A 13,701-nucleotide genomic window follows, 5' to 3' on the forward strand; every position below is an offset into this window, starting at 1 on the left:
CGTACCGTGGGAGACGCGACTTAGGTAAACCTTACTGAAATAGGGGTGTTCGATGGCCGAAGGTCCGGCGCGCAAGGGGAGGACCGCGGTGCGGCTGGAGGTGCTGCGCAAGGAGCACCTCACCCCGCACATGATCCGGATCGTGGCCGGCGGCGAGGGGCTTCGCGATTTCCGCCCGAACGAGTTCACCGACGCGTACGTGAAGGTGATCTTCAAGGTGGACGGGGTGGAGTATCCGGAGCCGTTCGACCTGAACCGGATCCGCGAGGAACTGCCGCGCGAGCACGCGCCGCGGTTGCGCACGTACACGGTCCGCTCGTACGACGAGGCGGCGGGCGAACTGGTGCTCGACTTCGTGGTGCACGGCGACGAGGGGCTGGCCGGGCCGTGGGCGCAGCGTGCCCAGCCTGGTGACGAGCTGCTGCTGGCCGGTCCGGGCGGGGCGTACGCGCCGCGAGCCGACGCCGACTGGCACCTGCTGGTGGGTGACGAATCGGCGGTGCCCGCCATCGCCGCCGCGCTCGAGGCGCTGCCGCCGGGAGCCTTGGCGCACGTGTTCCTGCTGGTGGCGGACAAGTCGGAGCACCAGCCGCTCGCGACGAAGGCCGACGCGCAGGTCACCTGGCTGCACCGCTCGGCGGCCGACGATCTGGTCGCCGCGGTGAAGGCGCTGCCGTGGCCTGGCCAGGACGTGCACGCGTTCGTCCACGGCGAGGCCGGTTTCGTGCGGGAGCTGCGGCGGTACCTGTTCGACGACCGCGGCGTCGCGCGGGACGCGGTGTCGCTGTCCGGATACTGGCGCGAGGGCAAGAACGACGAGGCCTGGCGCGAGGAAAAGGCAGCGGAGCGAAAGTCGGCTGCTTCGGCGTAAGGTCGCCGCCATGGCGACCGAGGTGAAGGTGGAGGCCGATCCGGCCGACGCGGGTTTCGACGGGGCACGGCTGCGGCGGATCGACCGGCATTTCGCCCGGTACGTGGACGACGGCTTGCTGCCGGGCTTCCTCGCGGTGGTGAGCAGGCACGGCCGGATCGTGCACGTCGCGTCGCATGGCGCGCGCGACGTCGAGGCCGGTGCGCCGGTCGAGACCGACACGATCTGGCGGATCTTCTCGATGACGAAGCCGGTCACCTCGGTGGCGGCGATGACGTTCGTCGAGGAAGGCCTGATCGACCTCACGGACCCGATCTCGCGGTGGCTGCCGGAATTCGCCGAGCCGCGGGTGTACGTGAAAGGTTCGGCGCTGGCTCCGGTCACCGAGCCGGCGACCGAACCGATCCGGCTGTGGCACCTGCTTTCGCACACCGCGGGCCTCACCTACGGCTTCCACCACACGCACCCGGCCGACGCGATCTACCGGGCCGGCGGGTACGAATGGGGCACGCCGCCGGGGCTGGATCTGGCGGAGTGCACCAAGGCGTGGGCGCGGTTCCCGCTCGTGTTCCAGCCGGGTGCGGAGTGGAACTACTCGGTGGCCAGCGACGTCCTGGGCCGATTGGTCGAGGTGCTGGCGGGGAAGCCGCTCGACGAGGTGTTCGCCGAGCGGATCTTCGGCCCGCTGGGCATGACTGACACGGCCTTCTGGACCTCGGACACGGACCGTCTGGCGGCTCTGTATCTGCCTGCGCCCGGGACGAAGAAGCTGGTCCGCAACGACGCCTTCGGCGCAGTGGGTACGTCGCGCCCGGCATGCCTCTCGGGCGGCGGCGGCCTCGTCTCGACGGCGGCGGACTACCACCGGTTCACGCAGATGCTGCTGCGCCGCGGAGAGCTCGACGGCGTGCGGATTCTGAGCCCGCGCACGGTGGATCTGATGACGGCCAACCACTTGCCGGGGCATGTGGACCTGGAGGCGTACGGGCGGCCGCTGTTCGCGGAGATGCCTTTCGACGGGTACGGCTTCGGGTTGGGCTTCTCGGTTCTGATCGACTCGGTTAAGGCGAAAACCCTTGCTACGCCTGGTGAGTACGCGTGGGGTGGGGCTGCGTCGACGGCATTTTGGGTGGATCCGGACGAGGACCTGACGGTGGCGTTCTACACACAGCTGCTGCCGTCGTCGACCCATCCGATCCGGCAGCAGCTGCGGCAGCTGGTTTATCAGGCGATGCTGGACTGATCACGCGGTCAGCTTAGGAATCACCTGCGCCCCGTAAGCCGCCAACGTCTCCTCCCGCTCGTCGTGCATCAGGTACAGCGCGAACTGGTCCACCCCCAGCTCCGCCAATTCCTCCAGCCGAGCGATGTGCGCCGACGCCGGGCCGAGCAAGCAGAATCGGTCCACGATTTCGTCTGGGACGAACGCGGTCGACGGGTTGCCGGCGCGGCCGTGGTGGGAGTAGTCGTAGCCTTCGCGCTCGCGGATGTAATCGGTCAGCTCGTGCGGCACCGGGCCGGACGAGCCGTAGCGGGACACCAGGTCCGCGACGTGGTTGCCCACCATTCCGCCGAACCAGCGCAGCTGTTCCCGTTGGTGTGCCAGGTCTTCGCCGACATACGCGGGAGCCGCGACGCAGATCGTGATTCCGCCGGGGTCGCGGCCGGCGGCGCGGGCGGCGTCTCGGACCGCGCCGATGGTCCAGCGGGCGATGGCCGGATCGGCGCACTGCAGGATGAAGCCGTCCGCGTGTTCGCCGACGGTTTGCAGTGCCTTCGGACCATACCCGGCCATCCACATTTCCAGCCGTCCGCCGCGGATCCACGGAATGCGGACCGCGGTGTCGTTCATCGTGACTTCGCGGCCCTCGGCGAGGTCTTTCACCGTGCGCATGCAGTCGCGCACCGTGGCCAAAGTGGACGGTGGCCGCCCGACGACCCGGTGTGCGGAGTCGCCGCGGCCGATGCCGCACACCGTGCGGTTGCCGAACATGTCGTTGAGCGTCGCGAAGGTCGACGCCATCACCGACCAGTCCCGCGTGCCGGGACTGGTCACCATTGGCCCCACGACCAGCGCGGAAGTCGCTTCCAGAATCCGCGCGTAGATCACGAACGGTTCCTGCCACAGCACGCACGAGTCGAACGTCCAGCCGTACCGGAACCCGGCGTCCTCGGCGGCCTTCATCATCCGCACGACCTCCGCCGCGGGCGGGTCGGTCTGCAGCACGATCCCGAAATCCATCAGGCGGCCCTCAATTCAAGTATTGATTGAGTTCGCGGGAAAGGAACTTGCCGTGCCCAGGGCTGCCGTGGAAGCCGTCCGGAGAGACCACGATTCGACCGCGCGACAGTACAGTGTGGACCTTCCCGGCGAGCGAAAACCCTTCGTACGCCGAGTAGTCCACGTTCATGTGGTGCGTCGCCGAGGACAGGGTCTGGGTCGCGGAAGGGTCGTACACCACGATGTCGGCGTCCGAGCCCGCCGCGATCACGCCCTTGCGCGGGTACAGTCCGAACATCCGCGCGGGCGTCGCCGAGCACGTTTCGACCCAGCGGCCCAGCGAGATCTCGCCCGCGACGACGCCCTGGTGCAGCAGGTCCATCCGATGCTCGACGCCCGGCATCCCGTTCGGGATCGCCCGGAAGTCGCCGCGTCCCAGCTCTTTCTGGTCCTTGAAGCAGAACGGGCAATGGTCGGTGGACACCACGGACAGGTCGTTCGTACGCAGTCCGCGCCACAGGTCGGCCTGGTGCGATTTCTCCCGCAGCGGCGGGGAGGCCACGAACTTGGCACCCTCGAAATCGGGTTTCGCCAAGTCCTCAATGGACAGATAGAGATACTGCGGGCAGGTCTCGGCGAAGACGTTCTGCCCACTATCCCGTGCTTCGGCGACCGCTGCGAGCGCCTGTGAAGCCGACAAATGCACGATGTACAGCGGTGATCCGGTCACCTGGGCGAGCCGGATCGCCCGCGAGGTCGCCTCGCCTTCCAGTTCGGGCGGGCGGGTCAAGCCGTGCTGAACTGGGTCGGTGTGCCCGGCGGCGACTGCCTGCGCGGCCAGTTCGTCGATCGCGATGCCGTTTTCCGCGTGCATCATGATCGTCGCGCCGATCTCGCGCGCCTGCTGCATGGCGCGCAGGATTTCCCCGTCGGTGGAGTAGAAAACGCCGGGGTAGGCCATGAACATCTTGAAGCTGCCGACGCCGCCGTCGACGCACGCCCGCATCTCCTTCAGGCTGGAGTCGTTGACGTCCGACACGATCATGTGGAACCCGTAGTCGATCGCGCAGTTTCCGTCTGCTTTGGAATGCCATTTGTCCAGTGTGGACAACAATGACGTTCCCTTGGCCTGCACGGCGAAGTCGATGATCGTCGTCGTCCCGCCCCACGCGGCGGCGATGGTGCCGGTCTCGAAGGAATCGACGGAATGCGTGCCGCCGAACGGCATCTCCATGTGCGTGTGCGCGTCGATTCCGCCAGGCAGCACGTACTTGCCGGTCGCGTCAAGAGTTTCGTCGCCGGTCAGCGTGCCGGGAGCGCCTACCGCCGCGATGGTTTCGCCGTCCACCAGCACGTCGGCGGTGACCGCGCCGGACGGCGAAACTACTTGCCCGCCTTGGATCAGGGTAGTCATCAGGCCTCCGCGAGCGGGCCGTAGCTGTCCGGGCGGCGGTCGCGGTAGAACTGCCACAGATCGCGGACCTCGGCGAGCCTGCCCATGTCGAGATCGCGGACCACGATTTCCTCTTCGGTGTCCGACGCCGCCTCGCCGACGAGCTGGCCTCGTGGATCCACAAAGTACGATTGTCCGTAGAAGTCGTTGTCGCCCAGCGGTTCCACGCCGACCCGGTTGATCGTGCCCACGTAGTACTCGTTCGCTACCGCGGCGGCGGGCTGCTCCAGTCGCCACAGGTACTCGGACAGCCCGCGGCTCGTCGCCGACGGGTTGAACACAATCTGCGCCCCGGCCAGTCCGAGTGCGCGCCAGCCTTCGGGGAAGTGCCGTTCGTAGCAGATGTACACGCCGATCCGGCCGACCGCGGTGTCGAAGACCGGATAGCCGAGGTTGCCCGGCTTGAAGTAGAACTTCTCCCAGAACCCCTTCACCTGCGGAATGTGGTTCTTCCGGTGCATTCCGAGGTATTTCCCGTCGGCGTCGATCACCGCCGCGGTGTTGTAGTAGACGCCCGGCTGTTCCTGTTCGTACATCGGCACCACGAGCACCACGCCGTGCCGCTCGGCGACCTCTTGCATGAGCTTCGTGGTGGGACCGTCCGGGATCGCTTCGGTGTAGGAGTAGAAATCCGCGTCCTGCACCTGGCAGAAATACGGGCCGTAGAACAGTTCCTGCAGGCACACCACCTGCGCGCCCTGCGAAGCCGCCTTGCCGATGGCATCGACCGCGTTCGCGATCATCGACTCCTTGTCACCCGTCCACCGCTGCTGGATCAAGCCGGCTCGGACCGTGTCAGACACTGGTTTCCTCCTCGTTCCGGTGCGCGTTCAAAGGAAGGCTGAACAGGATGTAGGCGACGAAAGCGCCGACGAATCCCACTGCCCAGTTGTAGTCGTACAAAGGCTTCAGGAAAGGAATCAGGCCATCTGCCGGGAACGGACCGCCGTAGGCGCCGCCGACCGCGAGCACCGCGCCGATCAGGGTCGCGACGAGCGCGCGCCAATGCCAGCCCGCGGTGAACCAGTACTGCCCGCTCGGCAGGTACAAGTCGGCCAGCTTCAGCCGCGTCCGCTTCACCACCCAGTACCCGGCGACGAGCACCCCGGCGACCGCGCCGAGCAGCCCGCCGTAGAACCCGAGCCAGGCGAAAATGTAGATGTCCGGGTCGGAGTAGAGCCGCCACGGCTGGATCAGGATGCCGATCACGCCGGTGATCAGCCCGCCGAGGGCGAACGTGATCCGTTTCGGGAAAGCGTTGGAGAAGTCGTAGGACGGGCTGACGACGTTCGCCGCCAGGTTGGCCGAGATCGTCGCCAGCACCAGCGCGACCAGCGCGACGACCACCACGACCGGGCTGGAGAACTTGTCCGCCAGCTGCGCCGGGTCCCAGATGTCCTGCCCGTAGAGCACGTGCCCGCCGGACGTGGTGAGGATGGCGACGACCGCGATGAACGTCATGGTCGTCGGCAGCCCGAGGATCTGGCCGCGCATCTGCTTGCGCTGGCTGCCGCCGAAGCGGGTGAAGTCCGGCATGTTCAGCGACAGCGTCGACCAGAACGCGATCATCGCCATCAGCGACGGCGCGAACACCTTCCAGAACCCCGGCCCCCAGCCGAGCTTCCCGCTGTCGTGCAGGATCGGGCCGAGCCCGCCCGCCTTCACCAGCACGTAGCCGAGCAGGATCAGGAACCCGACCGACACCAGCGGCGCGGTCCAGTTCTCGAACTTGCGGACCGCTTCCATGCCGCGCCAGATGATCAGCATCTGCACGAGCCAGAACACCGCGAACGACAGCCACAGCGTCCAGTGCTGCCCGGCGATCACCGCCGAATCGCGCCAGCCGGATCCGGCGAGGCGTCCGACGATCACGTAGATCGCCTCGCCGCCCACCCAGGTCTGGATGCCGAACCAGCCGCACGCGATGAACGCGCGCAGCAACGCCGCGAGGTTCGCTCCGCGCAGGCCGTAGAACGCGCGAGCGAACACCGGGAACGGGATGCCGTATTTGGTGCCGGCGTGGCTGTTGAGCAGCATCGGCGCGAGCACGATCAGGTTCCCGATGGTGATCGTGATCAGCGCTTGCAGCCAGTTCATGCCGAGCGCGATGAGCGACGCGGCCAGTGCGTACGAGGGGATGTTGTGCGCCATCCCCATCCACAGCGCGAAATAGTTGTAGGTCGTCCAGGTCCGCTTCTCGACCGGGACCGGGGCCAGTTCGTCGTTGAAGAACCGGCTGCCTCGCAGCGCCCGCACGTCGCCGAGGTCCACCCGGCTGTGCTCACGTGTCGTCGGCTCCATTGCGGAATCCTGCGCGCCGGGCGGGGGCCGGGGGCAGAGACAGACTGTTCACTGTTCGGACGCCCTTGGCGCAGTCTGTCGATTGCGCCGAACCGCGCCGGGGTGCATGACCTGCGTCACAACCTGCTGGTGACGTCCGGGCAAAACGGCGGAAACATCTCCACCGGATCTCCACAGCTCACCCGGATGGCCTCCACGGCGATTGCTTAAAGTCGGCGGCATGGACAACGGGGGAAGACGGGTGCTGGTCGTCGAGGACGACCTCACCATCGCCGCGTCGATCGATGCCCGGCTGAGCGCGGAGGGGTTCTCCGTGACGGTCGCGCACGACGGCCCGGCGGCGGTCGAGGCGGAGGCGGCGACCAGTCCCGACCTGGTGGTTCTCGACGTGATGCTGCCCGGTTTCGACGGTCTCGAGGTGTGCCGCCGGATCCAGGCGCGACGGCCGGTGCCGGTGCTGATGCTCACCGCGCGCGCCGACGAGACCGACCTGCTGGTGGGCCTCGGCGTCGGTGCGGACGACTACCTCACGAAGCCGTTCTCGATGCGCGTGCTGTCCGCGCGGATCCAGGCGTTGCTGCGGCGGGTGGAGCGGTCTTCGGCCGCGGCGGAGGAGCGGATCGTGCTGGGGGATTTGGAGATCGACATCGCTGAACGGCGGGTTCGCCGAGGGGGCGAACCCGCCCAGTTGACGCCGATCGAATTCGACCTCCTGGTGCATTTCGCGCGCCGGCCGCGTGCGGTGCAGCCGCGGGAACGGCTGCTGAGCGAGGTGTGGGACTGGGACGTGCAGGCAACCGGGGCCGGCACCCGGGCGGTGGACAGCCACATCAAGGCGTTGCGGCGGAAACTGGGGGCCGATTTGATCCGGACGGTGCACGGCGTCGGATACGCGTTGGAGGTTCCCGCGTGAGAGTGCTGGTGGCGAAAGCCGTCGATCTGCTGCCTCGGCCGCTCGACCCGATCCGGTCGGTGAAGCTGAAGCTGGCGATCCTGATGGTGGCGTCCGGCGGGATCGCGTTCGGGTTTTTCCGGTACCAGATCGGCTGGCTGCCGCCGCAGACGACGGTGATGGCCATGGTCATCGCGCTGGTGACGTCGCAGATCCTGGCGCACGGCATGACCCGTCCGCTGCGCGAAATGACCGCCGCCGCGGGCGAAATGGCGAAGGGCGATTACACCCGGCGGATCCGCGCCACCGCGCGCGACGAGGTCGGCTCGCTGGCCGCGGCGTTCAATCAGATGGCCGCCGATCTGTCCACTGCGGACCAGCAGCGCCGGGAACTGATCGCGAACGTCTCGCACGAACTGCGGACGCCGATCACCGCGCTCAACGCCGTCCTGGAGAACCTGGTGGACGGCGTCGCCTCGCCGGATCCCGCGACGCTGCGCACCGCGCTGCACCAGACCGAACGCCTGGGCAGGCTGGTCACCGAGCTGCTGGACCTGTCGCAGATCGACGCCGGAACCCTGCCGCTGGACCGATCGACGGTCGATCTGGCGGACCTGCTGGCCGAAGTCGCCGCCGAGGCGGAAGCGATGGCCGCGGCGGCGGGACGGGGAGTCCGGTTCACCGTCTCGGTGAGCCCGCCGGGCGCGACGGTGCCCGCCGACCGGGAGCGGCTCTACCAGGTCGTGGTGAACCTGCTGGAGAACGCCGCGCGGCACGGTCCGGCCGGGGGAGAAGTGGCGGTGCTGGCCCGGGTCGAGGCCGGGGAGGCGCGGATCGAGGTGCACGACCAGGGGCCGGGGATCGCGGAACCCGACCGGGACCGGGTGTTCGAGCGGTTCACCCGGGGAGAACGCGCCGGGGGCGGCGGGACCGGGCTCGGGCTGGCGATCGTGCGGTGGGTGGTGGAACTGCACGGCGGGACGGTCGCGGTGGTCGACGCGGAACCCGGTCGTGCCGCCGGGGGCGGCGGGCCGGGGTGCCGGATCCGGGTGACGTTGCCTGCTTGAGGGGTTTGTTTCGGTGTCCGTGCTGCCGTCGGGACGGAGACGAGCGAGCGGGCCGAGTGGCTGGCTGCGGTGGCGCGCTGCTGGGCTCAAGGTGACGGGGGAAGCACTGGCTGGGTGCTGAGGCCGGTTGTTGAGCGCGGCGGTCGACTGGCCAGGTGTTCGCTGACCCCGGCGGTTGATCGCGGCGGTCAACTGGCAGGCCCTTGCGCGGTTCTTCACTGGCCGGGCGCTTCCGTTCCCGCAGCGCCTCCGGTGAAGCACCCGGCCCCCGCGCTCTCCTGAACCTGCCCATTTCTCCTTGGCGGGAGCGAAATCCCGTCCGATATTTGCCAATGCGAAGAGAGGTTTCATGTCCGAGGACGTCGAAGTCCGGCCCGCGCACGCCGTACCGCCCGGGATTGTGGTGATCGACCAGCGGCGGTCGGGACCGCGGCCGTTGTTCGCGCGGGCCGGGGCCGCGGTGCCGGGCGGAGCGAGGCTGGCGGCGGTGGCTGTCGCGGTGGTCGCCGCGGCGCTGGTGCCGGTCGATCGGCCGGGGGCCGGATGGGTGTTGTCGGCGGTGCTGGCGGCCATCGCGGTGCTGGTCGTGCAGGTGGGGCCGGGTTTGCGATGGCGTCGCGCGGGGTGGGGAGTGCTGGCGATCGCGTTGCTGGGCGTCGGAGCGGTGCGGGCGGCGGACTGGTTGTTCGTGCTGTGCGTGCTGGCGGCGGGAGTCGCGGCGTCGCTCGCGGTGGTCGGCAGGCGAACCGTGCACGGCACCACCTACGACGCCCTCGCGATTCCCCTCGAAGCTTTCCGCGCGGTGCCGTGGGTGCTTCGCCGCGCGCGGCGTCAGGGGCGAGGCCAACCGCGGGTTTTCGCGGCGGTGCTGGTGTCCGCGTTGGTGGTGGTCGTGTTCCTTCCGCTGCTGATCAGCGCGGACGACAACTTCGCGCACTTCGTCGGCGACCTCGTCCCGACCGTCCGGCCTGATTCGGTTTTCCAGTGGGCGTTGGTGTTCGCCGTGACCTTCGGCGGTATCGCCGCTGCCTTCCTGATCTCCGCGGATCCGTTGCCGGAACGGGAAAACCGGACGGCCACCGTCGGCGACCGTCTACTGTGGACGGCGGCGTTGGCCACGCTGGCAGTCTTGTTCACCGCCTACGTTCTGGTGCAGGCGGTAGCCCTCTTCGGCGGCACGGACTATGTCCTCCGCACCGACGGTCTCACCTCGGCCGACTACGCCCGCAGCGGCTTCTGGCAGCTCTGCGCCTGTACCGTCCTGACGCTCGGCATCGTCACCGCGGCACTGCGCTGGGCTCCGAAAGCCAGCCGCTCCGACCGGATTCTGCTGCGTGCGCTGCTCGGGGCCTTGGCGGTGCTGAGCCTGGTGCTGGTGCTGTCGGCGTTGAGTCGCATGTGGACCTACCAGGAGGCTTACGGGTTCACCGTGCTGCGCCTGGTGGTGGAGGTCTGCGAGATCTGGCTGGGCGTGGTGTTTCTCCTGACGGTTGCCACGCTGGGCACGTTCCGCGCGACCTGGCTGCCCCGGGCGGCGATCGCGACCGGGGCGCTGGCGCTGCTGGGGTTGGCCGCGGCGAACCCGGAAGGCCTGATCGCCGACGCCAACCTGGACCGGGCGGCGCACGGCAAACCGCTCGACGTCCGTTATCTCAGCCGGTTTTCCGCGGATGTGGCTCCGGCGGTGGCGCGGCGCCGCCCCGACGCGGCCTGCCTGTTGCGGCCGATCGTCGTGTCTCTCGCGGACGACCCTTGGCCTGCCTGGAACTTAGGCCGCTCCCGGGCCCGGGAGATCGTCCGGTCGCAGGCGCCGTGCGAATGATCGGTTTCACTTCCGGGGCACGGTCAGCCGCCAGCCGAGCACGGGGTTTTCGTGCTGCGGGAGGTGCTCGGAGCGGCGCACCGCGCAACGATGGCGCACCAGGTCGCGGCGCTCCGCCGGGGTCAGTTCCTCGTCGCTGAACGGGTTTTCCTCGTCGATGTCCAGGTTCGCGTCGACGGTGAACTGGTAGGCGTCCGCGGTCAGGTAGTCGCGGCGGAACGACGTCTTCCATTGCGAATTGTGCCCCCAGCCGAGTGATCCGTCGCTGGTCGGCCGATGGCGGCGGAGGAACGAATCCTCCAGCATCGACCGGTCCGCGATCCCGGCTGCCGCGCGACGTTCCCCGGCCCGCACGGCGACGCCGGCCCGGCCGAACAGCATCTCGCCGAGCATGAGGCACGGCCACCGCTCGGCGACGATCTCGATCGGCGCGTCCGGATCCTCGCTCTGTTCGACGGCCGCGATCTCGTGAAAGAACGGATCGAACCGCGCGACCTCGGCTTGTCGCAGGCCCAGTGCGGAGAAAAAGCCGAGGTACTCCTCCGCGGTGACACGCACTTCGTGCTCGGGCAGGTGCAATTGGTGCGCCCACGGTGTTTCAGTTCCGTCCGGAAGACCGGGCTGGAAGCCCAGCAGCAAGAGATCGCTGATCCGGCTGAGTGCGTACGCTTGCTCGAGCAGGTCGCCCCAGACGTATTCCGTCCGCTGCCATTCTCCGCAGACCGCCAGCGGGACGAGCAGCTCGCGTGCGGCGGCCGCGTGCTCATCGAGCCACGGGGAAAGCACGTCGGAGAACAACGCCGGGCCGGTGTGGTCGTGCACGACGTAGTAGAGCTCGCGGAAGGTCGTCGGGGTCAGCACGACGCCGCAGCCTACGCGGGACCGCGGCGGCTCCCTGCCGAATTGTTCGGTGCGGCAACCGATTCCGCCGCTGCCCGCGGGAAGCGGCCCGGCGGCGTTCGCCGTTCGCGACCGCCGGGCCGACCAGACCGCGCGGCCTAGAGCGCGAACACCCCGTTCGACTGGCTGTCCGCCGCGCACTTGTTCGGGTACGTCGCGCGGTAGGTCACCCGCGTGCCTCGCCAGCTGCCCAGCGCGGTGACGTCCACCGGCGAGTAGATCATCGTGCATTTCTGCCGATGCGGGGCGATGCGGGCGAAATCGCCGTTGGCCGCGGTGAGCGTCGCGCAGGCGGTGTCGCGGTGGCGGTGCGTGCCGCCGGTGGGGTCGCAGGTCAGGGAAGCGCTCGTGACGCGCCCGGAAGTCTCGTGCACGGTCAGCTGCAGCACGGACTCCGGGACCTGCGGGGCGGCCACGCCGCCGAATCCGATCAGGGCGGCGGCGACCGGAGCGAAGGAAGAGAACACCATACGAGGGATATCGGCTCGCCGAACCCGATCACTGTGCTCCTCGTCCGGGTGGGTTTTCCTCGCTCGGACGGGTGGCGCTCCCGAGGTCGTGCGCGAGTAACGCCACGTACAGCGACAACATCGACTCCGGATCTTCCAGTCGCACTCCCAGCACCTGTTCGATGCGGGCGAGTTGCTGGTAGTAAGCCGTCCTTGAGGTATGGGCGGCGACGGCTGCGGCGGACTTGTTGCCGCCATGCGCGCAGTAGTGCCGCAGTGCCGGAACGAGGCGGCTTCCGGAAGCGGCGTCGCGTTCCAGGAGCGGGCCTAGTTCGCGCGCCGCGAAGGCGTGTACGCGTTCGTCGTCGGCGAGAAGGTGCAGCAGCCCGCGTAGCCGAACATCCTTGAGGCGGTGGAACGGTTGGCCGTCGTGCTCGTCGAGGGCGGCGGCAGCGACGTGCGCGGCTTCGACCAAAGTGCGTTGTGCCTCAGCAGGTCCAGTGACCGTCGTGCCTACGCCGAGCGCGGCGGGAGCGGAAGCGCGCGCGTCGTGAATGTCGGCGGCTAGCCGCTGAAGCACAGCGTCGGCGTTGGCTTCGGGCGAGAGCGCGAGAAGCGCGCGTACGGCAGTCTCGTCGGTCGACACCAGCGCGGACACCTTCGCGCGTCGCGTCGCGAGCGCGGTGGCTTCAGCGAGCTCGCGCAACAACGGCGGCGTAGACAGCGTCGGTCGCGTAGTTGCGGTAATGCGCGGCCGTACCGCGAGGCCGACCAACTGTCGCCCCGTCAGCGGCACCGCGAGCGCAGAAGAGCGCGCGAGGATTTCTGCTGTCGGCGCGGGCGAATTCAGCAGTTCGGTCAACACTGCGCGGTGCGCTTGCCGTTCGAGCGTGTCGGAGTCGCGCGCGACGAGACGGTGCACCGCGAGCGCGGACGCCGCTCGTTCGGCGACCACCTGGTACCGGTGCGGCGGCGGCTCGGCGCACACCAGCACCAGCCGTCCCCAGTCGTGCCCGCGCGCGCCGACCACGGTAACCAGCCAGCCCGCCGCCGAGTGGTAACCGGTGCGCTCGCCGAGCTGTACCACCCGCGACCGTGCCGGCCAGCCGATCAGCAGCTCGCCCGGGTCCGTGCCGGCTGTGTCGTAGGCGAGGACTTCGTGTTCGAGGGTTTCCAGCACGACCGGCTGTTCGGTCAACCGCGCCACCTCGGCCAGCACCGCGGCGGGCTCGGCTCCGGCGACGGTCAGCGACGTGAACGTTTCGTGCACCCGTTCCGCCGCCCGAAGCTCGGCGAGCTGCGCGTCCACGATCATTCCGTTCACTGCCTCGGTCACCGCGACATAGCGCGTCTCGCGAGACAGCGTCACCAGCGGCAAGCCGCGCTGCTCGGCCGCGGTGACGAGGGCGCGCGGCAGCCGGTCGTTCCAGTGCCGCACCAGCTCGACGACCAGGCCCGCGACACCGACTTCGGCGAGGTCAGCGACGTACCGGGTCAGCGTCGCGTCGTCATCCGGGAGCGCGACGCCCGTGGTGAGCACGAGTTCTCCGCCGCGCAGCAGATGCGCGATGTCGGCGACCTCGGCCGCGTGCGCCCAGCGGACCCGCCGTTCGAGCCCGGTGCTGCCCGCGACGACGCGTGGACAGCCCTGGCGCAGCACCGGCAACGCGAGCGCCTCGGCGACGGTCGGGTACATCGGTCCCCCTTGCTGGCCGGCAGGGCACA

Annotated in this window: 12 protein-coding genes; 5 read left to right on the forward strand and 7 right to left on the reverse strand. The window is 69.0% G+C overall.

Translation table 11 applies throughout. The features are described from left to right. Window positions 1-52: 52 nt before the first annotated feature. Together ABD156_RS34740 and ABD156_RS34745 are read left to right on the forward strand one after the other, a co-directional pair. Window positions 53-871, forward strand: coding sequence for a siderophore-interacting protein (locus tag ABD156_RS34740; RefSeq protein ID WP_344283903.1), 819 nt, complete (start codon window positions 53-55; stop codon window positions 869-871). Window positions 872-881: 10 nt separating this feature from the next. Beyond that, window positions 882-2,114 (forward strand): serine hydrolase domain-containing protein, encoded by a 1,233-nt coding sequence (locus tag ABD156_RS34745; RefSeq protein WP_344283905.1) that lies wholly within the window; start codon window positions 882-884, stop codon window positions 2,112-2,114. Here the strand turns inward: ABD156_RS34745 and ABD156_RS34750 are convergent, their stop codons facing one another. From ABD156_RS34750 to ABD156_RS34765, 4 genes are read right to left on the reverse strand one after another with little or no spacing between them, the layout of a single operon-like run. Next, entirely contained in the window at window positions 2,115-3,113 is a 999-nt protein-coding gene (locus ABD156_RS34750; RefSeq protein ID WP_344283908.1) for a TIGR03842 family LLM class F420-dependent oxidoreductase, read from the reverse strand. It abuts the gene before it with no gap. A 10-nt stretch (window positions 3,114-3,123) separates the two neighbouring features. Next, on the reverse strand, window positions 3,124-4,506 hold the full coding sequence (hydA, locus tag ABD156_RS34755; RefSeq protein ID WP_344283911.1) for a dihydropyrimidinase: 1,383 nt from the start codon (window positions 4,504-4,506) through the stop codon (window positions 3,124-3,126). After that, on the reverse strand, window positions 4,506-5,348 hold the full coding sequence (locus ABD156_RS34760) for a nitrilase-related carbon-nitrogen hydrolase (protein WP_037813646.1): 843 nt from the start codon (window positions 5,346-5,348) through the stop codon (window positions 4,506-4,508). The genes hydA and ABD156_RS34760 overlap by 1 nt, the downstream gene beginning before the upstream one ends. Beyond that, complete coding sequence (locus tag ABD156_RS34765; RefSeq protein ID WP_344283914.1) at window positions 5,341-6,846, reverse strand: NCS1 family nucleobase:cation symporter-1; 1,506 nt, start codon at window positions 6,844-6,846, stop codon at window positions 5,341-5,343. Before ABD156_RS34765 ends, ABD156_RS34760 begins: the two co-directional genes overlap by 8 nt. 241 nt (window positions 6,847-7,087) lie before the next feature. On the opposite strand from ABD156_RS34765, the gene ABD156_RS34770 reads away from it, so the two are divergent. The 3 genes from ABD156_RS34770 to ABD156_RS34780 all read left to right on the forward strand — a co-directional run bounded on the left by ABD156_RS34770 (window position 7,088) and on the right by ABD156_RS34780 (window position 10,627). Next, window positions 7,088-7,759, forward strand: a complete 672-nt coding sequence (locus tag ABD156_RS34770) for a response regulator transcription factor (RefSeq protein WP_037714914.1) — start codon at window positions 7,088-7,090, stop codon at window positions 7,757-7,759. Further along, window positions 7,756-8,805, forward strand: a complete 1,050-nt coding sequence (locus ABD156_RS34775; protein WP_344283917.1) for a HAMP domain-containing sensor histidine kinase — start codon at window positions 7,756-7,758, stop codon at window positions 8,803-8,805. The genes ABD156_RS34770 and ABD156_RS34775 overlap by 4 nt, the downstream gene beginning before the upstream one ends. A 349-nt stretch (window positions 8,806-9,154) precedes the next feature. Next, window positions 9,155-10,627 (forward strand): DUF4153 domain-containing protein, encoded by a 1,473-nt coding sequence (locus ABD156_RS34780; protein ID WP_344283919.1) that lies wholly within the window; start codon window positions 9,155-9,157, stop codon window positions 10,625-10,627. Window positions 10,628-10,633: 6 nt separating this feature from the next. Here the strand turns inward: ABD156_RS34780 and ABD156_RS34785 are convergent, their stop codons facing one another. From ABD156_RS34785 to ABD156_RS34795, 3 genes are all read right to left on the reverse strand, one after another. Further along, a complete protein-coding gene (locus ABD156_RS34785) occupies window positions 10,634-11,488 on the reverse strand; it encodes a nucleotide exchange factor GrpE (RefSeq protein WP_344283922.1) in 855 nt (284 codons plus the stop codon). Window positions 11,489-11,625: 137 nt separating this feature from the next. After that, entirely contained in the window at window positions 11,626-11,997 is a 372-nt protein-coding gene (locus ABD156_RS34790; protein ID WP_344283925.1) for an SSI family serine proteinase inhibitor, read from the reverse strand. A gap of 28 nt (window positions 11,998-12,025) precedes the next feature. Then, window positions 12,026-13,672, reverse strand: coding sequence for a PucR family transcriptional regulator (locus tag ABD156_RS34795; protein ID WP_344283928.1), 1,647 nt, complete (start codon window positions 13,670-13,672; stop codon window positions 12,026-12,028). Between the last annotated feature and the right edge of the window lie 29 nt (window positions 13,673-13,701).

It is taken from the genome of Amycolatopsis albidoflavus, assembly GCF_039525725.1.
GTDB classification, from domain to species: Bacteria; Actinomycetota; Actinomycetes; order Mycobacteriales; family Pseudonocardiaceae; genus Amycolatopsis; species Amycolatopsis albidoflava.